The organism is Streptomyces sp. NPDC058001 (assembly GCF_042886315.1).
GTDB lineage: Bacteria > Actinomycetota > Actinomycetes > Streptomycetales > Streptomycetaceae > Streptomyces.
The window spans coordinates 243,660-267,314 of the sequence record NZ_JBHVQT010000007.1 but is presented as its reverse complement, the minus strand read 5'-3'; the positions used below and the strand labels follow the sequence as shown (position 1 = coordinate 267,314).

The 23,655-nt window shown below is 71.1% G+C and carries 15 protein-coding genes and 1 pseudogene; 11 read left to right on the top strand and 5 right to left on the bottom strand.

The genetic code is table 11. From position 1 onward, the window contains the following. Positions 1 to 3: 3 nt before the first annotated feature. Entirely contained in the window at positions 4 to 3,756 is a 3,753-nt protein-coding gene (locus ACFVT5_RS19270; RefSeq protein WP_389888821.1) for a hypothetical protein, read from the bottom strand. Between the two features lie 152 nt (positions 3,757 to 3,908). Here ACFVT5_RS19270 and ACFVT5_RS19265 point away from each other — a divergent pair, with 152 nt between their 5' ends. From ACFVT5_RS19265 to cas6e, 6 genes are all read left to right on the top strand, one after another. Then, positions 3,909 to 4,088, top strand: a complete 180-nt coding sequence (locus tag ACFVT5_RS19265; protein ID WP_389888818.1) for a hypothetical protein — start codon at positions 3,909 to 3,911, stop codon at positions 4,086 to 4,088. A 212-nt stretch (positions 4,089 to 4,300) separates the two neighbouring features. Further along, a complete protein-coding gene (locus ACFVT5_RS19260) occupies positions 4,301 to 5,821 on the top strand; it encodes a type I-E CRISPR-associated protein Cse1/CasA (protein WP_389888815.1) in 1,521 nt (506 codons plus the stop codon). Then, on the top strand, positions 5,818 to 6,381 hold the full coding sequence (gene casB / locus ACFVT5_RS19255; protein ID WP_389888812.1) for a type I-E CRISPR-associated protein Cse2/CasB: 564 nt from the start codon (positions 5,818 to 5,820) through the stop codon (positions 6,379 to 6,381). The genes ACFVT5_RS19260 and casB overlap by 4 nt, the downstream gene beginning before the upstream one ends. Next, positions 6,378 to 7,721 carry a type I-E CRISPR-associated protein Cas7/Cse4/CasC gene (locus tag ACFVT5_RS19250; protein ID WP_389888810.1) on the top strand — a complete coding sequence of 448 codons (1,344 nt, stop codon included), beginning with the start codon at positions 6,378 to 6,380 and terminating at the stop codon, positions 7,719 to 7,721. The genes casB and ACFVT5_RS19250 overlap by 4 nt, the downstream gene beginning before the upstream one ends. Further along, positions 7,718 to 8,665 carry a CRISPR-associated protein Cas5 gene (gene cas5 / locus ACFVT5_RS19245; RefSeq protein WP_389888808.1) on the top strand — a complete coding sequence of 316 codons (948 nt, stop codon included), beginning with the start codon at positions 7,718 to 7,720 and terminating at the stop codon, positions 8,663 to 8,665. The genes ACFVT5_RS19250 and cas5 overlap by 4 nt, the downstream gene beginning before the upstream one ends. Beyond that, a complete protein-coding gene (gene cas6e, locus ACFVT5_RS19240; protein ID WP_389888806.1) occupies positions 8,662 to 9,384 on the top strand; it encodes a type I-E CRISPR-associated protein Cas6/Cse3/CasE in 723 nt (240 codons plus the stop codon). Before cas5 ends, cas6e begins: the two co-directional genes overlap by 4 nt. Positions 9,385 to 9,534: 150 nt before the next feature. Here cas6e and katG read toward each other — a convergent pair whose 3' ends face one another. Next, on the bottom strand, positions 9,535 to 11,766 hold the full coding sequence (gene katG, locus ACFVT5_RS19235; protein WP_389888804.1) for a catalase/peroxidase HPI: 2,232 nt from the start codon (positions 11,764 to 11,766) through the stop codon (positions 9,535 to 9,537). A gap of 402 nt (positions 11,767 to 12,168) precedes the next feature. Between katG and ACFVT5_RS19230 the strand changes: the two genes are divergently transcribed. After that, entirely contained in the window at positions 12,169 to 12,579 is a 411-nt protein-coding gene (locus tag ACFVT5_RS19230; protein ID WP_389888802.1) for a Fur family transcriptional regulator, read from the top strand. Positions 12,580 to 12,650: 71 nt separating this feature from the next. Here ACFVT5_RS19230 and ACFVT5_RS19225 read toward each other — a convergent pair whose 3' ends face one another. Together ACFVT5_RS19225 and ACFVT5_RS19220 are read right to left on the bottom strand one after the other, a co-directional pair. Further along, positions 12,651 to 13,589 (bottom strand): phosphotransferase family protein, encoded by a 939-nt coding sequence (locus tag ACFVT5_RS19225; protein WP_389888799.1) that lies wholly within the window; start codon positions 13,587 to 13,589, stop codon positions 12,651 to 12,653. 124 nt (positions 13,590 to 13,713) lie between these two features. After that, positions 13,714 to 16,704: an aminotransferase gene (locus tag ACFVT5_RS19220; RefSeq protein WP_389888796.1), complete on the bottom strand. Its 2,991-nt coding sequence runs from the start codon at positions 16,702 to 16,704 to the stop codon at positions 13,714 to 13,716. Positions 16,705 to 17,070: 366 nt separating this feature from the next. Here ACFVT5_RS19220 and ACFVT5_RS19215 point away from each other — a divergent pair, with 366 nt between their 5' ends. The 3 genes from ACFVT5_RS19215 (at position 17,071) to ACFVT5_RS19205 (ending at position 21,496) form a co-directional block, all read left to right on the top strand. Continuing rightward, entirely contained in the window at positions 17,071 to 17,844 is a 774-nt protein-coding gene (locus tag ACFVT5_RS19215; protein WP_389888793.1) for an ArsR/SmtB family transcription factor, read from the top strand. Beyond that, positions 17,841 to 19,187 carry an MFS transporter gene (locus ACFVT5_RS19210; protein ID WP_389888790.1) on the top strand — a complete coding sequence of 449 codons (1,347 nt, stop codon included), beginning with the start codon at positions 17,841 to 17,843 and terminating at the stop codon, positions 19,185 to 19,187. The genes ACFVT5_RS19215 and ACFVT5_RS19210 overlap by 4 nt, the downstream gene beginning before the upstream one ends. Positions 19,188 to 19,297: 110 nt before the next feature. Beyond that, complete coding sequence (locus tag ACFVT5_RS19205) at positions 19,298 to 21,496, top strand: tetratricopeptide repeat protein (RefSeq protein ID WP_389888787.1); 2,199 nt, start codon at positions 19,298 to 19,300, stop codon at positions 21,494 to 21,496. Here the strand turns inward: ACFVT5_RS19205 and ACFVT5_RS19200 are convergent. Further along, positions 21,468 to 22,808, bottom strand: a complete 1,341-nt coding sequence (locus tag ACFVT5_RS19200; protein WP_389888784.1) for a hypothetical protein — start codon at positions 22,806 to 22,808, stop codon at positions 21,468 to 21,470. The genes ACFVT5_RS19205 and ACFVT5_RS19200 overlap by 29 nt on opposite strands. Positions 22,809 to 23,431: 623 nt before the next feature. On the opposite strand from ACFVT5_RS19200, the pseudogene ACFVT5_RS19195 reads away from it, so the two are divergent. After that, a pseudogene (locus tag ACFVT5_RS19195) lies at positions 23,432 to 23,644 on the top strand (MMPL family transporter); the annotation flags it as partial. Between the last annotated feature and the right edge of the window lie 11 nt (positions 23,645 to 23,655).

Sequence of the window (23,655 nt, the reverse complement as noted above, 5' to 3'; positions counted from 1 at the left end):
TGATCAATTCGGCCGAGGGCAGGTGTGCGCGAAGGTCACTTCCGCGAGTTGGGGGACGGACCTCGGTGCCAGTCGGGGGAGCAGTGGGAGCGCGTACCGCCAGTGTTCGCCCGCCAGTACCTCCCGTACGAGGTGGCGGGCCTGCTCCTCGTCGCGGGAGGAGTCCGTGCCCAGGGCGTCGGCGAGTGCGAGGAAACGCAACACCGGTGTTGCCTGGGGAGCCCAGCCGTCCGCGGCCGGGGCGACCGTCGGGACGCCCGCGAGGTACGCCGCCACCGCGGCGAGGGCCGCCGCCCGCTCACCCGGCGTACCCGCCAGCCCCGCCGTGTCCCGCGCCGCGCGGACATCGCCCCGGAACGCGCGCAGGATCGCCCACTCCGCGACCGGCAGCACCCCACCGGGCAGCGGCGTCATGGCCATGTACCGTTCCCATCCGCTCAGTTGGTCCCCCAGCGACGGCACCTCGGGAAAGCGACCGCTCGCGGCGAGCAGGCCGTTGAGCAGCACGGCGTGCGGGTTCCACGACTGGATGTTCTCGCCCGTACGGGCACAGAGGTCGGCGAGTGCCGCGCGCATAGCGGGGCCGGGGTGCCGTGGGTCCGGCAGGACGAGCAGCAATTCCGCCACTCGGGGAAGAGACCGCGCCCGTTGGCGCGGCGAACGGGCCACCCGATGCGACTCCGTCAGGCGTTCCTCGACGATCCGGGCGGCGGTTTCGGGATCGTGGGCGGCGAGGCCAACGGCCACGGCGGTCCGTGCCCGCTCGATCTGGTCGCGCACCTTGCCCTTCGGCCGATCCCAGCTCGCCCATGTCTCCGCCGGCCCGGACTCACCGGCATGCGCGAACGCCTGGGCGACGAGGCCACGTACGGCGGGGTCGGGAAGTTCCGTGACCAACTCGGCGGCCTCCCATGCGCACCGACCGGCTTCCGCTCCGTACCCGTTGGCCAACGCGCAGCCCATCGAAACGGTGGCCAACGCGCCGGCCCGCTCGGCCGGTTCCGGCGACCGGCGCGCGAGCCGTACCGCCTCCTCGGCGTGCCCTGTCGCGGCAAGCGCCCCGGCCAGCGGAAGCGCCCACCCGTCAGGACCGCCTGCCGACGCGTGGCCTTCCCAGCGGGCGAAGGCTGCCGAGAGGAGCTGTTGGCCGTGGGCGGGGTAGGTCGTCAACTTTGCTTTGATGTCCGCGAGTTCGGAGTTCTTTTCTGACTCCGCTTGTCCGGTGGTTCCGGGGGCGCCGACGGCTTGGTCCAGTACGGCGCGGGCCTGGTACCGGACGTCATCGCCGAGTACGTCTCTGTGTAGTTCATTCGGGACAGCGTCCAGAAGGTGCTTTGCGGCGTCCTCGTGGTCGACGTCGAGCAGGGCGCGTACGACGCGGGCCAGGGTGGTGGACAGTTCGAGTTCCAGGTGGGCACGGTTGGCGGGGGCAAGTGCCTCCGGGGCGGTGAGTGCGGCGAGCAGTGCCTTGCGGGCCAGCTGCGCCAGGGTACGGGCCTTGTCCGGCCGGTCGCTCTTCAGGGCACTGGCGCCGAGGGCGAGGAGGTCGATGTGGGTCAGGTCCGACGCGGGGTTCAGTTCGGCGCAGAAGATCTCGATGCGTTCGCGGATCGCGGCGGGGCCTGTGGGGCACTTCTTGTTCGACTTCGATGCGGGGAGCGGTTCCGGGCGGGCATCTTTGACGAGGTCCTGGAACCTTGTGTCGCTCCTGGCCAGCACCCTCTCCCTGATCAACTCCCCCCAGATCTCCAGGGCTTCCGCCCGTTCCCAGGCATCGCCCTCGATCAGCGCCTCCGCGTGCTCCGCCACCCCGAGGAGCCAGTCCGTGGTCTCCGTGTCGAGCAGTTTCGCGGCGCGAATCCGGGACGCCCAGCTCATGGCCTCACAGGAGAGGACGGTACGTAGCACCGTGCGTGCCGCCTCGTGCTGACCGCAGTTGTAGAGCGCGGCAACCGCCTCCGCCAACTCCTCCCACTTTTGGTCCTGTTCGGTGAGCAACGGCGTGGCCGCCATGGCTCGTACCGCCCACTCGGCCGCCGCCAGCGCGGTCTCTGCGGCCTCCGGACTTTCCTCCTGGGTGAGCACTACAGCGACATCGGCCAGCCGTACTGCCTTGGCCGCGTCATCCGGTGCCGACAGGGCCAGTTCCCGCGCCCGGGGCAGGTCACCGGCGAGCGCGAACATCTCGGGAAAGTCTCTGGGCACGAGGCGGGCACGCCGGGACAGCAGGGCGCGGGAGACGGCGACGCGTGCGACCACGCCGAGGTCTCCGCCCTCGTCGGCCGGTACGAGATCGAGCTGCGCCAGCGCCTCATCGAGACGGCCGTCCGCTGCGAGCCGCAGTTGGCGGCGCGGATCGAGGACGTATCGCTCAAGACGACGGGGCTCGCACAGCAGACGCGGGTAGTGCGACAGCAGGTACGGGGGAGTGGACGCGGGCCAGCCGCGCGCCTGCCAGGAGTCGGCCCAGGTGTCCAGGAGGCCGGTGCAGAGTGCGCGTCCGTCGCGTCCGCTCTGTTCCTGTGCGGCGTGCAGCAGTTCGTCGTCGCCGAAGACATGGCCCTCGGCGCCGTCTGGTACGAGACAGTGGCCCCGCGCACCCGCCAGCAAACGGTCGACCTCGGCACGGTCGACGCTCGCCAACTCGGCCAGATCCCCGGCGCGCAGCCCCGCCCCAGCGAAGGCGAGCAGCCCCACGAGGATTCGCCCCACCTCGGACGCACCGAGCCCCGCCAGCTCCTCCCGCGCGGCGCGATCCGTATCGATGTCCCGGGCATGCGCCGAAGGGCGGAGCGCGCGTACGGTCGCCCGTCGGCGCAAGGGGTGGTGGTCGGCCTGAACGTCGGCAGGTGGCTCCGTGGTGGGACGGCTCGACACGATGACATGGATCGCGCGCCTCGCGCCGTGCTTCGTGGCCCGCTTGGGCGTGCGCACCGGCTCATAGGGGAGCAAGGACGCGATGCTGTTACCGGGCCGATCAGCTTCCGGCGCCCGGCCGCGCAACGCGGCATCCTCGTCCAGCCCGTCGACCACGACCAGCAACCTGCGGCCGTTCCTTGCCGAACGAACGGCCGCATCGCGGAACAGAGCGTGGAGTTTCGCGGGCGGAACGTTCTCCGGGACGGCTGGCGTCTTTCTCCCCAGAAGAGCCGTCAACTGCCGCACCATCTCGCCCACAAAGTGGTCGGAGCGGTTCCAGCCTTTGGCCTCGGAGACGAAGTAGCCCACGACATCGACACCTTTGGGCTGCAACCATAGGAAGCGGCCCAGCAGCGCGGACTTCCCGGCCCATCGAGGTCCTTGCCACCAGAGGTACGAGGGCGCGTTGTCGTCGGAGGCATGGACGAAGTCGCGCATGACCTTGAGTTCGTCCCTACGACCGTGGAGGGGTTTCCCCGCGAACCTCTCGGCCCCGTAGCGCACCATGGACTGCCGCCACTTGCCGCGTCCCTCTTGACTGCCCCGATGGTCCTCGCTCTCCCACTGCGCGGCTTCGAGTGCCTGCCGCCACTCGTCATCGAACCCCGCAGCCTCTCCGACTTCTTGCCGAAGGTGGACCACGAGCCGCTCGACGTCGTCGGTGTTCTCGCCGAGCGGGGCCGTCTTTCCGCTGCACCACAGCTTGATCGCTTCCCGACTTACGCCCGCCTTCTCGGCGCACGCCGAGAAGCTGGCGTTCCCCGATGCCTCAGCTCGCTTGCGTAGATCCTCCAGCATCTCGCCGAGCTTGATGCGAGCTGCGTGACTCGCTTCCACTCCGCCCTCCCCAATGTGCTCCGACGGGCAATTTCATGCCTCTGACCTGCGTTTTCCGAATACTCGGGTGACGCGCTCGTTTGGCGATGCCTGGTCCGCCAAAGTGGCACGTGCCCGGCAGTCGGACACCGGGCACAACCGGAAGGATCACCGTGCCCGTACTCCCCGCCCTCCTCCTCGACGCCACCACCTGGGCCGCCGCCGGCGCCGCGACATACACGGGCGTCCTCGCCACCGTCGCCCTCACCTCGGTCCTCGCCCGCACCCCGGACCGCCGCCGCGACGCCCGCGCCACGCTGACGATCCTGATGCGGCGCCGCCCACCGCGATGACGGCCTCGGGCGGGAACGTAACGGACATCCGGCGCCCACCTTGAGTGGCCACGGGCGATTCCGCAAACCCCCCAAGCCTCAACTCACCTAACTGCTAGCGTCCCCTCGGTCACCGTACGTGGCCCCCAAGTGAGAGTGGTAGCCCAGCCTTGCCCGACGTGTGCGTGTTCGCTGAGAAGCGTCCCTCCTGGGACCCCCGGTATCAGCCCTGCGTGCCCACTGTTTCCGTTGGGGGAGAGGTCAGTGATCTCTCCCTGATCGAAGTCCTTGGTCGGGCCGAGGACTTGACGGCTCTCACCTGCGCCACCCCGGGCGAGGGCGTCGCCCTGGTCGACTATCTGCTCGGGATCTGCTTCGCCGCCGGAGTCTTCCCCGCGTCCACCGATGCGTGGCGTGCCTGGGTCGCCGGTGAGCACAAGCTCGATGACGTCGCGGCGTGGTTGGCTGATCAGCCTGCCGATGACTGGGATCTTTTCCACCCCGTCAAGCCCCTCGGTCAGAGCAGCATGCTGACCCCCCTCATGGACGAACACGGCACAGGCCCGGCGCAGTTGGTGCTCGAACACGTCGGTGATTACAGCCAGTTCTTCGACCACCATCACCTTGAGCACCCCGACCGGCTTTCGGCCGCCGCCGCCTTCCGGGCCATGCTGACCCAGCACGTCTACGGACTGGCGGGCCGGGCCCGAGTGTCCGGCAAGACGCTCGGTCCGAAGCTGACCAACCTTTCCGCAGGGCGCCTCCAGGGCCGTATCCGTGTCGTGGTCCAAGGGCGCACCGTCGGGGACACCCTGCGGTTGAACCTCTACCCCGCCGCCAAGGGCGAGGTCGGCCGGTTCAACCAGTCCTGGACCACGAGTGACTTCCCGCGCCGAGGGTTCCGTACCAAGCCGCCGGGTCGCGTCACGTCCGGCCCCGCCGACCTGCACACCTACCTCGGCCGTTCCGTACTCCTGCGCCCGGCGCCGACGGCCGAGGGCGAGCCCGTCACGGTCGACCGGGTGCTGATCGGAGCCGGTGAACTCCTCAGCCTCGATCCCGAGCGTGATGTCGAGGACGCCGTCTTCAGGAAGATGGCGAACGGGCATCCCAAGCCTCTCTGGCCGTCCCCCACCCGGGCCCTGTGGCGTGACGCTCACGCTCTCTACAGCGCGGCGAGAGATGCCGAGACGGGGCTGTTCGGACGGCTGCGCGAGCTGTCGTTTCCGAAGGAAGGAGACAGTGCGTCCTGCATGCTCTGGGCCGTTGGGCTCATCGCCAACAAGACCCTCGCCGTGGCTTGGACGGACGGATACTTCCCGTACGCCCCGAGTCAGGGCGAGGCTTTGTGCGAGGCGTCACGGCGAGGTTCGGACATCGCCGAGTGGGTGGCGCGCGGACTGGAGCGCGCCGCCTACGTGGCCTGGAAGATCGTCTACCCGAACCCCAAACCCGCCGACCGTGCCGCCCAACAGGCCCGCTTCGATGCCCGCCGCGAGTTCTGGCCCGCCGCCGAGGAGCCCTTCGAGCAGTTGCTCGACGAAACGGTCCGGGGCGAACCCGTTCCGCTCTCCCTGCTCGACTACGCCCAGGAACTCCGCTTCAAGGCCGAGGAGTTCCTCAAGCAGCGTCTCGACTCGCTCCCGCGCAACGACGACGGCCACCGCGCCCGCGCCCGTGCCGAAAGCCGCTTCCAGCACGACATGGCCGACCCCAAGGCCCCCGCCGAACTCCGAGGGGAGACGCACGTATGACCGAGTGGACCGAACCCGTCCCGGACCAGCGGGGCGGCGAGCAGCTCACGGCCTGGCTCACCTCCCTCGTACGCAACCGGGAGTACGGCAAGCTCGCCGAACTGCGCCGCACCGAACCGACCGACGCCCACATCCGGGCCGGCTGGTACGGCCCGCGCGAGCACCGCGAGATCTTCGAGAAGGTCGCGTTCCTCTTCGGCGTCTACCACCAGGGCAGTTCGGTGCCTCAGTACGGGACGGGCAGCCTCGGCGCGGCGGCGCGCAGGATCGGGGACGGTACGGGCCGCGGCCCCGAAAACCCCGGTGCGCAGCGGCTGTTGTCGCGCGTGGTCGCGAGCCGCCGCATTCCCTGGCGCCACCTCCAGCACACCGTCACCCGGCTGCGGTCCTGTGAGCAGCCGCCGCCCTCCTGGATCCAGCTCACCGACGATCTGACCCGCTGGCACGACCGCAAGGCGCGCATCGCCTACGGATGGTCGGTGGACTTCCACAATCCGCGCACGCGGAGCCGTAGCGGAACGACGAGTACGCAGACGACGCGGAAGGACGCGAGTACGTGACCGAGGCCCCCCGAAGCCAGTTCCTCTCCCTGCATGTACTGGAAACCCTGGTCGCCGTGCTCCCCGTACGGGACGAGAACGGCTCGCCGAAAAGTCTGGTCTACGGTGGAGTCGAACGTCACATGATCACCAGTCAGGCGCGCCGCCGGGCCGAGCGGGTGCACGCGCGCCACCGCGCCAATGCCGGTATCGGCGCCCTCGCGGGCCGCAGTACCGGACTCCGTACCCGCGAGTGGGCGCTCATCACCGCCAAGTCCCTGGAGACCGACCACGGTTGGGACAGGCAGGAGGCCATCGTCACGGCCCGCGCGGTCATCGAGGCCACCGGCCTGAAGTTCGGCGACCCGGCCAAGAAGACCGTCGCCCATCTGACCAAGGTGCTCCTCTTCGCCCCGGCCGACACCGGCACCCGGATCGCCGCCCGGATCCAGGAGCACGCCGAGGAACTGCGGGCCTGGCGGGACGGTTATCTGCGGATCCAGGAAGAGGCCGCGAAGAAGTCCCCGCGCAAGGGCGGTCGGAAGGCCGATCCGGAACCTGATGCGGAGCCCGAGCAGGAGACCGGATCGCACGACGCGGCACTGCCCGCCCTGCCCAAACACCACCGCGACGCCGTGCTGTTCGCCATCGCGCCGCGCGACGCCATCGACATCGCGCTCTACGGCCGTTTCCTCGCCGAGATCGCGGACTCGCCCAATGTGGACGGCGCCGTGCAGAGCGGGCACGCCTTCACCGTCCAGGAGGCAGAGCAGGTCGACGACTTCTACGCGGCGGCGGACGACGCCAAGCTGCACCGGAAGCGGAACGCCCTGGACTTCCTCGACTCCGCCGACGACGCCGGGGCCGGCATGACCGGCTACCAGTCCCTGATCTCCGGCACCTTCTACCGCCACGCCGTCCTCGACCGCGTCCAGTTGCACACCAATCTCCGTGCCGCCGGTATGGCTGATGCCGAGGCGGCGGAGACCGCGGTCGCCGCCGAGAAGGAGTTCGTCAACGCCTTTGTGGAGGCGTTCCCCGAGGCCAAGAAGAACTCCACGGCCTCCACCGGCTCGCTGCCCGCCCTCGTCCTCGCCTTCGAAGGCGCGCGCCCCTACAACTACGCCGCCGCCTTCCAACTCCCCGTGGACGAGAACCCCACCAGCGCGGGCGGCGAGGGCCCGGCGGGTCCGGCGGCGGTCCGCAGACTGCTCCACCACCACGCCTTCGTCGGCGACCGCCGCCCCGATCTGAAGGCCGCGCGGGTCCTGACGTACGACCCGCAGATCGACGCCGTGCTCAAGGAGTCCGGCGGGGCGGGTGTGACGGCCGTGAAGACGATCGAGGAGCTGACGCCGTGAGTCATGTGCTGCTCCTCCGGCTCGCCGCCCCGCTCCAGTCCTGGGGCGTGGCCGGCCGGTTCGGACGGCGCGACACGCACAGCAGGCCCACGAAGTCAGGCGTGATCGGGCTGTGCGCCGCAGCCCTTGGCCTGCCCCGCGAGCCGCCGCCGAACGATCGCAGGAACGACCCGCTCAACGACCCGCTCAACGACTCCCTCAACGACTCCTTCAACCACTCACTCAACGACCCGCCCAATGATCCGCTCGCCGAACTGACCCCTCTACTCTTCGGCGTACGCGCTGACCATCCCGGCAAACTGGTGCGCGACTACCACTCCGTCGGCGCCGGCCGGTTCCCACTGCGGCCCCGCGACTTGGTCACCGACCACCGGCGCGCCGCTGCCGTCGCCCCCGCGCTGGAAGCCGCGAGCGGGGACACCTTCGGCCACCATGAACTCGACGGCTGGTACGGAGCGCCGAAGAAGATCGCCGCCGACCCGCGCTCCGGCACCCTCGTCTCCGCGGAGATCCGCAGGAACGCGCTGATCACCGAGCGCTGGTACCTCGCCGACGCCGCCTTCCTGGTGGGCCTCCAACACTCCGACAAGGAACTTCTGGAGCGGATCGCCCACGCCCTGGAGCACCCGAAGCGCCTGCTGTGGCTCGGCCGGAAGTCCTGTCCGCCCTCGGGTCAACTCGCCCTGGGCGTACGGCCCGGCACCCTCGCCGAGGTCTTCGCCTCCGTGGCGTTGCTGCCCGCGTACTCCGAGGCACCCCAGCGCACACGCGACCACCGGCCGTGGGCCTGGCTCGAAAGCCCGCGGCCGGTGCCCGGCACCGCACCGGTCACGGACCAGCCGGTGAGCTTCCACGCCATGGGCCCCCAGCACGCCGCGCGTTGGGAGACCCGGGTCCGCGTCACCATCGACCCGCACGCAGGCGATTGGAACATCATCCCGTGACAGCGCCCCGCACCACGGCCGCCAGGTTCGTCGCCACGCACACCCTCCTGACCCTGGACGCCAGACATCCCTACGCCGCCAAGTCGCTGATCGACGCGCAGGACATGCACCGGACCGTCATGAGCGGCTTCCGGGGCTGGGTGGACGACGGCAGCCGCGACGCCCGCGCCCAGATGGGCATCCTGTCGACCTGGACCCTGAACCTCCGCGAGGCCCGGCTCTCCCTCGTGGTGCAGTCCCGGGTGCCGGGTGACTGGGGCCGGATTCCGGGGGCGGCACTCGCCGATGAGACCGAGACGCTGACCCTGGACCGTACCTTCGGCGTGGGCGACACGGTCGACTTCCGGACCGTCGTCAACCCCGTGCGCAGCCGCCCCGCCGCACCCGGCTCCCCGGAGAAGACGCGGGGCGTACGGGTCGCTCATACCCGCCCCGACTACGTGAAGTCCTGGTTCACCCGCCGCCTCCAGCCGCCCGGCGAACCCTCCGTCGCGCCCGACGGCCTGACCCGCCTGGGCGCCGACACGCACCCCGACCAACTGGCCGTCCGTATGCTCCCGCGCATCTCCAGCCCCGCGCCGCACAAAGGTCTCCGTATCGCCCGCGCGGAGGTCAGAGGAAAGCTGACGGTCACGGACCCGGAGGCGTTCGTGGGCGTCCTGACGAGAGGGCTCGGGCACGGGCGGGCGTACGGATGCGGGCTGATGTTGGTGCGCTGAAGGACGCCCCGCTGAAGGAGATACGGGCGGTTTCCGGTTTGCCCGGATCAGAGAAACGTCCAGGCCGGTCGGGCGGACCGACCGGCCTGGACGTTGTCGTCAAGCGATGTGATCAGGCGCCTGTTCCGACGCCGTGTTCCGACGCCGTGATCAGTTCAGGTCGAACCGGTCCAGGTTCATGACCTTGTCCCAGGCCGCGACGAAGTCGTTCACGAACTTGTCCTTCGCGTCGTCGCTCGCGTACACCTCGGCGAGGGCGCGCAGTTCGGAGTTGGATCCGAAGACGAGGTCGGCACGGGTGCCGGTCCACTTCACCTCGCCCGTGGCGGCGTCGCGGCCCTCGAACGTGTTCGCGTCCTCGGACGTCGCCTTCCACTCCGTACCCAGGTCGAGCAGGTTGACGAAGAAGTCGTTCGTCAGCGAACCGGGCGTCGTGGTCAGGACGCCGAGCGACGACTGCTGGTGGTTCGCGCCCAGCACGCGCAGGCCACCGACCAGGACGGTCAGCTCGGGGGCGCTCAGGGTGAGCAGGTTCGCGCGGTCGAGCAGCAGGTATTCGGCCGGCAGCCGGCTGCCCTTGCCGAGGTAGTTGCGGAACCCGTCGGCGGCCGGCTCAAGCGCGGCGAACGACTCCGAGTCGGTCTGCTCCTGCGAGGCGTCCACGCGACCCGGTGTGAAGGGCACCGAGACCTCGGAGCCCGCGTCCCGCGCCGCCTTCTCGACAGCGGCGCCACCGGCGAGCACGATCAGATCGGCGAGCGAGACCTGCTTGCCGTCCGACCGGTCCGCGTTGAAGCTTTCCTGGATGCCCTCCAGCGAGCGCAGCACCGTCGCCAGCTCGTCCGGGCCGTTGACCTCCCACCCGCTCTGCGGCTGGAGCCGGACCCGGGCGCCGTTGGCGCCGCCGCGCTTGTCGCTGCCACGGAAGGACGAGGCCGACGCCCAGGCGGCGGAGACCAGTTGGGACACCGAGAGGCCCGAGGCGAGGATCCGCTCCTTGAGCGACGCGATGTCAGCGGCGTCCACGAGGTCGTGCGTCCGCGCGGGCAGCGGGTCCTGCCACAGCAGGGTCTCGGAGGGAACCTCCGGGCCGAGGTAGCGCACGACCGGGCCCATGTCGCGGTGGGTCAGCTTGAACCACGCGCGCGCGAAGGCGTCCGCGAACTCGGCCGGGTTGTCCTTGAAACGACGCGAGATCTGCTCGTACGCCGGGTCGAACCGGAGCGACAGGTCGGTCGTCAGCATCGTCGGGGCGTGGGTCCTGGACGCGTCGTGGGCGTCGGGCACTGTGCCCGCGCCCGCGCCGTCCTTCGGGCGCCACTGGTTCGCGCCCGCAGGGCTCTGGAACAGCTCCCACTCATAGCCGAAGAGGATCTCGAAGAAGCTGTTGTCCCAGGTCGTCGGGGTGTCCGTCCAGATGCCCTCAAGACCACTGGTGATCGCGTCGCCACCCTTGCCGGTGCCGAACGAGTTCGCCCAGCCGAGGCCCTGCGCCTCGATCGGGGCGGCCTCGGGGTCGGCGCCGACGCTGTCCGCGGGACCGGCGCCGTGCGTCTTGCCGAAGGTGTGGCCGCCGGCGATCAGGGCGACCGTCTCCTCGTCGTTCATCGCCATCCGGCGGAACGTCTCACGGATGTCGCGGGCCGCGGCGATCGGGTCCGGGGTGCCGTTCGGACCCTCCGGGTTGACGTAGATGAGGCCCATCTGGACCGCGCCGAGCGGGTTCTCCAGCTCACGGTCACCGGTGTAGCGCTCGTCGCCGAGCCAGGTGGTCTCGGGGCCCCAGTAGACGTCCTCGTCGGGCTCCCAGACATCCGCGCGACCGCCGGCGAAGCCGAAGGTCTCGAAGCCCATCGACTCCAGGGCGACATTGCCGGTGAGCACCATCAGGTCGGCCCACGACAGGCTCTGGCCGTACTTCTTCTTCACCGGCCACAGCAGCCGGCGGGCCTTGTCCAGGTTGCCGTTGTCCGGCCAGCTGTTGAGCGGGGCGAAACGCTGCTGACCGGCACCGGCACCGCCGCGGCCGTCGCTGATGCGGTAGGTGCCCGCGCTGTGCCACGCCATCCGGATCATGAACGGGCCGTAGTTGCCGAAGTCGGCGGGCCACCAGTCCTGCGAGGTCGTCAGCACCTCAGCGATGTCCTGCTTCACCGCCGGGAGGTCGAGGGCCTGGAACGCCTCCGCGTAGTCGAACTCCTCGCCGAGCGGGTTCGCCACTGCGGGGTTCTTGGCGAGGATCTTCAGATTGAGCCGCTCCGGCCACCACTGGCGGTTTCCGCCACCCTGAGTCGGGTGCGGGGCGCGCCCGTGCGCGACCGGGCAGCCACCCGCGCCCTCCGTCTTGGCGTCCGTGACGATTGCATCTGGGTTCTCAGACATGGCAATCCTTCTTGAATCGGTGGATCACTGTGCTCAGGGGCTGCGGGCGCTGAAAAGCCGGGAGCGGACCGCTCGGCGGGAAACCGGTGCGGAGACCGCGGGGCGTCGGTGGCTGGTCGCGCGCACGCGGCGAAACCGCACAGGTCACGGTCCCGCGCCCCACGCGGGGCGATGTACCGCACCGGATTTCCCTGATCCCGCTCAGAAGTGGTCCAGTCTCTAGGCTGTCGGCAGAACTGATCCTACGATGGACAGAGTCCAAGTCAAGAAGAACGCCAAGCCCATACCCGGTCGGAACGCGGACGGCCACGGGCGGCATTAGTGTGTCCCGCTGCCTGTGCCCCGCCGCGTGTGTCCCACTGCCTGTATCCCACTGACGGAAACCTGGACGGGTGGACCGATATGAGTGACCTGCTGGAGCGGCTACGAGGGCGTGGCTGGCGGATGACCTCCCAGCGACGAGTCGTCGCGGAGGTCCTCGACGGCGACCATGTACACCTCACGGCCGACGAGGTGCACGTCCGCGCGGCCGAACTCCTGCCCGAGATCTCCCGGGCGACCGTGTACAACACCCTGGGTGAGCTGGTCTCCCTCGGTGAGGTCATGGAGGTCTCCACCGAAGGCCGCGCCAAGCGCTACGACCCCAACGCCCGGCATCCGCATCAGCACCTGGTGTGCTCCCGCTGCGGCACCATCCGCGATGTCCACCCGACCGGCGACCCACTCGCCGACCTCCCGGCTGAGGAACGCTTCGGCTTCACTCTCTCGGAGGTCGAGGTGACGTACCGGGGCCTGTGCCCGTCCTGCGTGTAGGGCGTTCGTTCACTGTGATCGGGCCGGATCGAGCCGGTTCGGGCCCGGATCAGGCTCAGATCGGGCCCGAATCAGACCCCGAAGAGTTCCTCCGCCAGGTCGTCCAGGGTCGCGATGTCCTGGAGGGGGAGGAGCGCCGCCACCGGTTCGAAGACGTCCATGGTGTGGTGTTGGGCGACGCCGCGTGCCTGGCGGTGCAGGGCGAGGCCCATGGCCTGACGGGCGAACCCCTTTTCGGCCGGCCAGTCGGCGGCGTCCAGGAAGGCCCGTAGCAGCGTCTTGTCGCAGTCGAAGACATCGCGGTGCACCTGGCACAGTTCATAGTGGCGGTCGGTCACCAAGGTGTCGCCCCAGTCGATGATTCCGGTGAACTGGCCGTCCTCCAGGAAGGTGTGACGGGTCGTCACATCACCGTGCACGACCACGCGGTCGAAGGGCCGGAGTCCGCCGAGGTAGTCCTCGACCTGGGCGACCAGATGGGCCGGCAGGGAACTTTGCTCGCAGGCCGCCGTCACGTCGAGAACCGGCAGGTCGAGGTCGCTGACGATGCCCGATGTGCTGAGTCGGTGCACGCGGCCGATCTGACGTCCCAGTTCCGTGGCGATCTCCAGCCGCTGTTCCCTCGTCACCGCGCCGGTGGCCGCCAGCGCGGTCCCGGGCATCCGCGTCGTGATCAAGTACGGCCAGGGGGCATCCTGATCGTCGGACAGGCGGCCATCGCCGAGCAGCCGGGGCGCCGCGATGGCGGGGTCCGTGGCCAGCAGACGCTGCGCCGCCCGCTCGGCGGGATGGCCCGCGCGCCACGACGGCAGATACCCGAACAGCTTCACCACCACATCGCCGTGCAGATACGTGGGATACGTCCCGCCGGTACCGGCCACCGTCTCCTCGCCGGGGGCGGCAAGGTCATGGCGTTCCAGGATGTGGGTGACGTACGGCTGCCAGAAGCCGACGTCCTCAAGATGCCGGACGTAATCGGGCGTCGACGTGAAGTGCGGGGGCGTGATCATCCGGCGAGTATGGCGGGTGCGGGGTGTCCGACACACCCGAAATATGGCGTGGGCGACGTCAGTACCCGTGGGCCAGGACCGCACTACCCGTGGGCCAGGACGTCAGCACCCACACGTCAGGACCTCACCACCCGTACGTCAGGACGTCGTCCAAGGCGTCGGTGAACACGTCCGCGCTCTGCCGGGTGAGACACAGCGGCGGCTTGATCTTCAGTACGCATTGCCGGTCCGACGTCGGCTGGACGACGACGCCCAGTTCCCGCAGCCGCTCGCAGATCGCCGCCGTCTCCTCGGTCGCCGGCTCCAGGCTCTCCCGGTCCCGGACGAACTCCACGCCGAGGTAAAGTCCCGAGCCGTGCACCGCGCCGATCAGCGGGTGCCGTTCCGCCAGTTCCAGGAGCCGCGCCTTCAAATAACCGCCCACCTCAAGGGCGTTGGCCTGAAGACGCTCGTCCCGCAGCGCGTCCAGTACGGCCAGGCCGACCACCGAACTCACCGGACTGCCACCCGCCGACGAGAAGAAGTAGCCCTGGGTGCGATAGGCGTCGGCGATCTCGCGGCGGGTGATCACCGCGCCCAGCGGATGCCCGTTGCCCATGGCCTTCGCGACGGTGACGATGTCCGGCACCGCGCCCTGCTGCTCGAACCCCCAGAAGTGCGAGCCGAGTCGGCCGTATCCCACCTGCACCTCGTCGGCGACGCACAGCCCACCGGCGGCGTGCGTCGCCTCGTACACCTGCTGGAGATAGCCGTCCGGGAGGGCCATGCCGCCCGCGTTGCCGTAGTACGGCTCGCAGACGAAAGCGGCCAACGGGTGTCCCTGGGCGGCGAGTTCGGCGATCCGTGCGGCGGCCTCCGGACCGTACCGGTGTGCCTGGGCGTCCCGGTAACGCCCGCGGTACGAGTTGGGGGCCGCGACCGTGTGCACCCACGGGGGCCGTGAGGTGAGGGCGTTCGGGTTGTCGGCGATCGAGGTGGAAACCGCGTCGCTCGCGTAGGTCCAGCCGTGGTACGCCTCCTCGACGGCGACGACGTCCTGCCGCCCGGTCGCCGCCCAGGCAAGGCGGAGCGCCAGGTCCACGGCCTCGGAACCGCTGTTGACCAGGAACACCGTGTCCAGCCCGGCCGGGAGCAGGTCCGTCAGACGCTCGGACAACTCCACCACCGAGGCGTAGTGGAAACGGGAGTTGGTGTTCAGCCGCTGCCACTGCCGGTGCACGGCGTCGCTCAGCGCGGGGTGGCCGTGGCCCAGCATGGTCACGTTGTTCAGCATGTCGAGGTAGCCGCGGCCCTCGGTGTCCACCAGGTGGTGCCGCCAGCCCCTTTCGATCCGGGGCGGTGCGGTGAAGTAGTGCTCCTGGACGGTGGCGAAGGAGCGGTTGCGTCGCTCCAGCAACTCCCTTTCACCGGGGGCACCGGGGGTGACTTGAGTGACCTGGGCGTCATCGCCGAGGAGCAGTCCGGTCGGGTCCGGGCAGACCGAGAGCCAGCCGGCGGCGAGTTCCGGGGTCACGAACCGGGGCGGGCGTTCACCGGTGAGCCGGGAGAGCTGGACACCCAGCACGTGAGTGCCGCTGCCGGCACCCGTACCCGTGCCTGTGTCCTCTCCTCCGGATACCGTGCCGAGCGTCTGCCCGGCGCTGACGGCACCGATCGGGACCTCGCCCACGACGCCGTCCAGGACGAGGTCCAACCCGCCCGTGTGCAGCGTCAATCCGTCGTCACCGTGCCGGGTGACCGTACCGTCCCAGGGCGCCAGGACCGCCGACGGACCGGTGAGGTACAGGTCCACGCCGAGCGCGCAGGTGGCGGTGGCGTCCGTGACGTCGACAGCGGTACGGGTCAGCCGGAACTCGCCGTGTCGGGTCCGTACCGCAGTGGGGCCCGAAGCCGACCCGTCCGGCGCCAACGCGCGTGCGGCGACGGCGGTTTCGGCCTCTGCGGTGAGCCACCGGCCCGTGTGCAACTCCTCGCTCTCCGCGGACAGATCTAGGACGGGTACGTCGTCCGGCAGTGCGGGCAGCGAGGGCAGCAGCCGGTGTTCGGTACGTGGTACGGCCTCCGCCACCCGCCCGCCGAGCGCGTGCCGGAGCTGGGCGGTCATCACCTCTACCGGAACCGACACGGCGGCCTCGAACATGGCCCACTCACGGTCCAGCGCGGCCGAGGCGTAGCCGTTGCCGGGGTCGAGGAGGGTGTCGTACTGCCCGCTCACCACCATGACGGCCGTCCGCAGCACGACCAGCGGCCACAGGGCGGCCACCTCCTCGTCGCCGAGCGGTCGCGCCGCGTGGAACGCCCGCACGGCGGGCAGGACCGATGCCGGTCCCGCCCCGTGATGGTGCAGTACGGAGGCACAGGTGACGGCGAGTTCGGCCACCGTCCAGCCGGGGCCGAGGTCACCGAAGTCGATCACGCCGACCGGCATACGGCGGCCGTCCGGCGCGGTCTCGCAGACCACGTTGTTGTCGGTGACGTCACCGTGGATCACCTGCACCGGCAGCCGCTCCGCGTACGGCTCGACCAGGGCGTACGCGGCTCTGGACGCGCTCCGTACGCGGGCGGCGCGTGCCTGGTCGGGCAGGTGCGGGGCCAGGGCCTCGATCACCGAGTGCGCGTTGCGCAGGTCCCACAGTCGCGGCCGGGCGGACTCCACCGGCTCGGTGTCGGCCAGTCCCGCCGCGATCTGTCCGGAGAGTTCCCCGAGCCGGGCGACGACCTGCGGGGCGAGATACCGGCTGTCCATGATCGGCTCGCCCGGGACGTAGTGCAGCAGCCGGCAGGCCAGGTCGGCTCCGTTCGCGTCGAACCGCTGCACCATGTCGCCGTCGAGTCCCGCGTGGGCCCGGGGAAGTCGCAGGCCGGGCAGGGCCTCGGCCAGCCGGTCGACCGCGGCGCACTGGGCACGCAGCCCGGCCGGTTCCGTGACGGGATTGGTGATCTTGAACACGAAGTCGCCCGCCGCGGTCCGCACCCGGTAGTTACGGTCCTGCTGGCTCCCCAGGTCCGCCAGGGTGCCGCTGACCCCGAACCGCTCCTTGAGCGCGACCGCCACATCGGCCTCGTCAACCGGGACCATCGCCGCCACCAGCCACTCAGCAGCCGGAAACCCCATGGCTTGCTCCACTCCTCCTCGGCCCCGCACACCGCCGCCCCGAGCCCGGCGGGGGCGATTGCCGGAACGTTCCGGCAACGGTAATCGGAGTGTCAATGAAGACGACGGACGGGGGTCCGTACCCAAACTCTCCCGGTACCGGCCCACGGACGCCGACGTTGAGGCGATGACGCACCACTGGCGCTATGTCGGGTACCTGATGGAGCGGAGGCTCCCTGGTTCGACGCCGGAAGGGCGCGGCGGGGAGTCGGTCATCGGATCATGCTGGCACGTGGCGTTTCGGCATGGGTGCGGTCCGGGCAGTTTCCCAAATAAATTTTGCAAAAACTCTTTTGGAAAGTGGTCCCCGGACCCTACGCTGCCGTCATGGTCAGCGAAGAACGTGAGCGCAGACGCGTACTGGACCCCGAGCGGGACGCGGCGGCCCTGAAGGCACTGACGCACCCCCTGCGGATCCGGCTGCTCGGGCTGCTCCGGCAGCACGGGCCCGCCACGGCGAGTGAGCTGGCGGTGCGGACGGGGGAGTCGTCCGCGTCGACCAGCTACCACCTGCGTGTGCTGGCCAAATACGCCTGGGTCACCGAGGCCGAGCACCGCGACGGGCGCGAGCGGCGCTGGCGCTCCGTGCACGACGTGACCTCGTGGAACAACACCTCCATGGAGGTCTCACCGGAGAGCCGTGCCTTCGTCGAGTTCTCACGCCGGCGCCAGATCGAGCATCTGGCGGACTCGGTCGCCCGCCACGAGGCGGACCTGGCGGCCGGACGCCTGGCTCCGGAGTGGCGCGAGCCCTCCGGCATCAGCGATCTGATCCCCCGCCTGACCCCCGAGTCACTGACCGAGCTGTGGCGGGTCCTTGACGAGAAGCTGACGGAACTCGTCGCCCGGGACGAGGGGGACGCGCGGGCGGAGCAAGTGGTGCTGCTGACGGCGGGGTTGCCGTACGCGAGGACGGAACCGGAGCCGGAGCCGGAGCCGGAACCCGAGCCGGAGTCGGCGTCGGCGTCGGAGTCGGAGTCGGCGCCGGAGTCGGAGTCGGCGCCGGAGTCGGAGTCGGAGGCGACGGATTCGAGCCGTACGTCGATGACCCCCAAGCGTCCCCGCGCGGACCGCTCCCGCAGAAAGGCCGACCCCTCGTGACCGGGCACGAACCCCCTCTCCCACTCCCGGTCGCCCGCCGGCGCTACGTCACCGTCTCCGTCCTCTTCTGGCTCCCCATCGGACTGTCCCTCGGCCCGCAGGTGCTGCTGTTCACCGAGCGCGGTATGGCACTGGTCGCCATCGCGGGCTTCTTCGCCGCGCACTCCCTCACCGCCGCCGCGCTCGAACTCCCCACCGGTGGGCTCTCCGACGTCCTGGGACGGCGCGTCGTCCTCGCCACGGCCGGGGTGTTGAACCTGTCCGCGTTCACGCTGCTCGCGCTGGGCACCGTGTCCTGGGTGCTCACCCTCGGCATGGCGATCATGGGCGCGGGCCGCGCCCTCTCCAGCGGCCCGGCCGAAGCCTGGTACGTGGACACCGTCCAGGCCCACTCCGGACCCGACGCCGATCTCCGTACCGGCCTCGCGCGCGGAAGTGCCGCGACCTCCGCCGCGCTGGCGGTGGGCACCCTGGTCGGGGGCGCGCTGCCCTGGCTGCTCGGCCGGGGCCCCGACCTCGGTGCCCGGCTGAGCGAGGCCACGTCCGGCCTCGTACTGCCGCTGTCCGTACCGGCGTTGCTCGGCGCGGCCGTGATCGTGGGGTTCGTGGTGTACGTCCTGACCGCGCTGCCCGAACCGCCGCGCCCGCCCGCGACACTGCGGAGCGTGCTCGCCGACGTGCCGGCCACCATCGTCGGCGGGCTGCGCCTGGGCGGGGGCGACGCGCTGGTGCGGCGCGTGCTGCTGAGCGCCGGGGCCGCCGGGGCCGCGCTGGCCACGATCGAACTGCTCACGCCTGGCCGCGCCGCAGGGCTGACCGGCGCGCCGGAGTCGGGCGCCGTGCTGTTCGCGACGCTGGCCTGCGCCGGGTTCCTCTGCTCGGGGCTCGGCAGCCATATCGCACCGCTCACGGCCCGGCTCACCGGCGGCGGCGAACGCGCGGTACTCGCCGGACTGGGGGCCGGCGCGTGCGGATTGCTCGTGCTCGGTGTGACGGCGGGTTCCTCAGGCCCGTTCGGCACGGTCGTCGCCGCTCTCGGCTACGGCCTGGTCTACCTCGGGCTCGGTGTCGCGGGCCCGAACGAGAACGACCTGCTGCACCGCCGCGTCACCAGTTCGCGCCGCGCCACGGCCCTCTCGGTCCAGTCCCTCGCCCTCCAACTCGTCGGCGCCCTGGTCGGTTTGGCGGTCGGCGCCCTCCCCGGGGGCCCACCGGCGTGGCTGCTCGGCGGGACGGTGCTGGGGGCCGGGGCCCTGCTGTGGATACGCGGCACGCCGTCCCGCGAGGCCGTCCCGCGCCCGACCGGGACCCCGGACACCGTGGGCGGGGGGGACGGTGGGTAACGCGCGTGGCGCCTCGCGATGACGCGCGGGGCGCCTCGGGATGAGGGGGCGCGATGCGGGCCCGGCCGCTACCGTTGATCCCCACGGTTGCGGACAGGGGGAGTTGCGGCGTGCTGGATCAGGTTTCGCTCACGGCCATCGCGACGGTGCTCGGCGCGGTCGGCTCCGGCATGGCCAACGAAGCCGGACGCTGGGCCTGGGAGTCGGCGGGCGGACTGGTACGGCGGATCGCCGGACGCGAGGTGACCGCCCCGACCGGCGCGGGTGAACGGGACGCCGTGGCAAGGGAAGTGCTCGCCGGGTTACAGCGGCAGCCCCAACTCGCCGTGGCCTGGGCGGCATTCGCACAGGCAATCCCTGGCGGAGTCCCCGGTGGAAGCTCCGGCGGAATTACCGGAACTACCGGTGGGGGACGACTGCCCGTCGGCCAGGTCCCGCAACTCCGACCGTCCACCCGCTTCTTCACGGACCGTCAGACCGCCCTCAAGCAACTCGTCCAGGAGGCGTCCCGCAGCGCCGACGGACGCCCCAGGGTCGCACTGCTCCACGGCGACGAGGGCATGGGTACCAGCACCCTCGCCGTGCACTGGGGCTGCCGGGACGCCCGCCGCTTCTTCCCGGACGGGCAGCTCCATGTCGACCTGCGCGGCGACACACCCGGCGCCGCACTGGGCGGCGCGACCGCCCTGCACCGGCTGCTCGGCCAACTCGGCGTACCGGCCGAGGAGATCCCCACCACGGCGGACGAGCGGATCGACTTCTTCCGGCGTACGGTCGCGGAACTGCGGCTCCTGGTCATCCTCGACCATGTCCGGTCCGCCGCGCAGATCCGGCCCCTGATCACCTCCGCGCCCGGCGTCTTCACGCTGATCGTCTCGCGTCACCCGCTGCCCGGCCTGGACGCACTCCGTATCCCCGTCGAACCGCTCGCCGACCGCGACGCGGTGCGGCTGCTCACCCAACTCGTGGGCAAGCAGGCCCTGTCGGCGGCGCGGGCCACTCTGCCGTCGGTCCTGGAGCGCTGCGGCGGCTCGCCGTACGCGCTGCGGGCCGCCGCACTCCGCCTGACCGAGCCGACGCCCAGCCCGTCCGGCACCCCCGACGACCCCGTACCCACCGCCGCCGACGACACCTACCGGCTCCTTCCGCCGGACGCCGCCCGCGTGTACCGCCTGACGGCCCTGCGCCCCTGGCCCGGATTCACCCCGGCCACCGGCGCGTGGGCCACCGGGCTCGCGGAGGCGGACACCGCGCGTCTCCTTGGTGAACTCGCCGACGTGGAACTCCTTGAACACACCACGGACGGCCGCTACTTCTACCGCCCCGCCGTACTCGCGCACGCCGCACGGACCGCCGCGCATGTCGACGGGATCGCCGGCTGCGCCCAGGTCGTGACCCGGACCCTCGCGGGGTACCGGGATCTCGCGGTGGGCGCCGCGCGCGCCGCGCTGCCCAACAGTTGGCGGGTCCCCTCGCTCCCCGCCGGAGCGGCACCCGTGGTGTACGACCGTCCCGGTACGGCGGTGGCCGTGCTCAGCGCCGAAGTCGGCAACCTGGTCCAGGCGATCCACGCCGCCGACGAGTTCGGCGACCACACCACCGTCATGGAACTGGCCCAGGCCCTCTGGCCGTTGCAGCTCAAGGCCGGGTACCACGACGAACTGCGCCCCGCGCTCCAGATCGCGGTACGCACGGCCGACGCCCACCGCCCCGGCACCCGAACCGCGGGCGCCCTGCACGCTCAACTCGCCCACACATTCACCGAGTTGGGGCAGTGGGACGAGGCGGAGAGCGAGGCGCGGAAGGCCGCCGACGCGGAGAGCGCCGCGGGGCATGTGCGGGGACATGCGTCAACGGTCGAGTTCCTGGGGCTGCTCCGGCTGCGTCAGTGGCGCTTCGCCGACGCCCTCGACTGCTTCGACGCGTCGGGACGGCTCTACGACGGGATCGGCCCCGACGGCGAGGGCGCCGCCGATCTGCCTCGCGCCCGCGCCCTGTTGGAGCGCCACCGGGGCCGGGCCCTGCGCGGCCTCGGCCGGCGCGCCGAGGCGAAGGAGCGGCTGGAGACCGCGCTCGGGTTCTTCCGCGAGAGCGGCGAGGCGTACAACACCGCCAGGGCGCTCACCGATCTCGCCGAGACCTGTCTGGACGGCGACGACAGCGCGGGGGCGCTGCCCCTGATCGAGGAGGCCGAGGCGGCGCTCGCCGACGAGCAGGCCACGTACCAGCTCGTGCATCTGCGGCGGATGCGGCAGCGGTGCGGGACCACTGCCCCGGATGTCAGTCCCGGCGGTCCCGGCGCGGAGTGACCGTCACCCGGTGCGCGGCCGTTCCGGTCCGCACGGTCAGACCGTCCGCCGCGAGCGCGTCGACCGGGTGACCGGCGGCCAGCAGGGTGTGCAGCGCGGAGGCGTACGCGGCCGGATCCGCGTCCCCGTCATGACGCGCGGTGACATCCAGCAGGTCTCCGGCACGGGTGCGGACCACACAGGCGTCGGGCCCGGTGACGTAGACGGCGAGCGCGCAGTCCCGGTGCCGGTCCAGAACCTCCGCGCACCAGTCGGCCGGTGAGCCGAAGCGCGGGTCGTCGGGCGGGCCGTCGCGCAGGACGAGGTCGGCGAGGTCGAGGGCGCGGGGGTCACGTGTGTCCTCGTGGACGGCGGTGTGGCTCTCGGTCGTCCCGTCCCGACCACGGGCACGCGGCGTCCGGTCCGGATCGGCGTACCGCTCCACCTCCACCTCGCGCGCTCCCCGGTACCGGGTGAGGACCCGCAGGGGCGCCGTGCGCGCGGCCGGTCGGTACGGGGGCAGCGGCAGCGGTTCGAGGAGTGCGGGTCCGGTGGGCGGGCGCAGGGCGAGGTGCGCGTAGAAGAGGCGGCGCAGTCGGGTGGCGGACTCGCCGGGCAGCGACGTGGTGAACTCGGCGGGGCCCGGCTCGGGTGGATGCGGTGCGTCGAGTTGGGGCCGCAGGGGCCGGTGCGGGTCCAGGCGGGGCGCCCGCCGGACGAAGTCGGCGGCGGGCGACGCCGGGTCGAGCCCCGCGAGGGGTGCGGCGCCCAGAAGTACGGGGGTGCCGAGTGCGGCGGCGTAGTAGGTGACGGCGCCATGGTCGCCGATCACGGTGTCGGCGGCGATCAGGGCCTGCCGCCAGTCGTGCAGCGGGTCGATCAGGGTGAGGCCGCCGCGCTGGGCCCGGTCCAGCCAGGCCCGGATCTGGCCGGGTCCGTGACCGTGCCAGATGTTGGGGTGCAGGACGGCGGCGAGCCGGTACTCGTCGGCGGGCAGCTCGGAGGTCAGCGCCGGCAGCAGCGCGGGCAGGATGTCGGCGCCCCCGGCGCCGGACCGGTCACCGAACAACGACTCGGGGTTCCAGGTGGAGTTGAGCACGACGAGCCGCTGCCCGCGCCGCACACCGAGGGCCCGCCGGTAGCGGTCGCGGTACGGACGCGCCGCCAGCATCCGGTCGAAACAGGGGTCACCCGCGAGTACCGCCGTGTGCGCGGCCTCGGGGCAGGCACGTCGGAGGCGGGCGATCTGTTCCGGGTGGGAGAGGACAAGGGAGTCGGCGACGGGCCGCGCGGTACGCCCGGACAACAGCCACTCGGGCGCCAACCCGAACACGGGTTCCTTCGTTTCCGTTGTTCCGTTGTTCCGTTGTTCCGTTGTTCCGTTGTTCCGTTGTTCCGTTGTTCCGTTGTTCCGTTGTTCCGTTGTTCCGTTGTTCCGTTGTCGCAAGCCTCTTAGTGTAGCCAACGCCGTGCGAAAGTATGACCAACTTCGCATCAAGGGCGTCGAGTTCGCCCCCGAAGCTCGCCGAGATCGCGAGGTCGACCGGGGTCGTGAGGGCCTGGTCCCAGGGGAGGACCGGGACGCCGGTGTCCGCGAGGAGTTCGGTCACACCGGAGGCGAAGGCCGACGACCCCGTACAGGTGGCGAGGAGTTGGACGCGCAGGTCGTCGTGGAAGAGGGGGAGTACGTCGAGCAGCCGGGTCGCCGACGTGACGTTGTGGACAACGAGCAGGACCCGCCGGCACCGGCCCCGGGTCGCCCAGCGGGCGGCGTCGTCACCGACCGGGACCCGGATCCAGCCGGGCCGTCCGTCGGAGGACTCCCGCCGCTCCCGGAGCCCCGCCCGTCCCTCGTCCATCCCCAGCCCCCCATATGTGACCGGCCACCATAACAATCGCCCCCCGACCCCCGTACCCCACGAGTGCCGCACCCCCCCAGGCCCCCGTACCCCCACGGTTGCGTCCGCGGCCTTCATCCTGAGCCCGAGCCGCATGCTCCAGCAGTTCGGCCTCGGGCTCGCGGTGGCGATCCTCCTCGACGCCCTGGTCATCCGCTGTCTGATCGTGCCCGCGGTGATGCAACTCCTCGGGCGGCGGGCCTGGTGGCTGCCGGGGGTGCTGGCGCGGCGGCTGCCGAGGGTGGCGTTGGAGCGGCCGGACGGGGCGTGACGTCGTCGGGG

Excerpts from the sequence above, each read along its gene's own strand:
- casB (WP_389888812.1), top strand. The coding sequence starts at position 5,818 with ATGACCGAGTGGACCGAACCCGTCCCGGACCAGCGGGGCGGCGAGCAG.
- katG (WP_389888804.1), bottom strand. The coding sequence starts at position 11,766 with ATGTCTGAGAACCCAGATGCAATCGTCACGGACGCCAAGACGGAGGGC.
- ACFVT5_RS19230 (WP_389888802.1), top strand. The coding sequence starts at position 12,169 with ATGAGTGACCTGCTGGAGCGGCTACGAGGGCGTGGCTGGCGGATGACC.
- ACFVT5_RS19225 (WP_389888799.1), bottom strand. The coding sequence starts at position 13,589 with ATGATCACGCCCCCGCACTTCACGTCGACGCCCGATTACGTCCGGCAT.
- ACFVT5_RS19220 (WP_389888796.1), bottom strand. The coding sequence starts at position 16,704 with ATGGGGTTTCCGGCTGCTGAGTGGCTGGTGGCGGCGATGGTCCCGGTT.
- ACFVT5_RS19215 (WP_389888793.1), top strand. The coding sequence starts at position 17,071 with ATGGTCAGCGAAGAACGTGAGCGCAGACGCGTACTGGACCCCGAGCGG.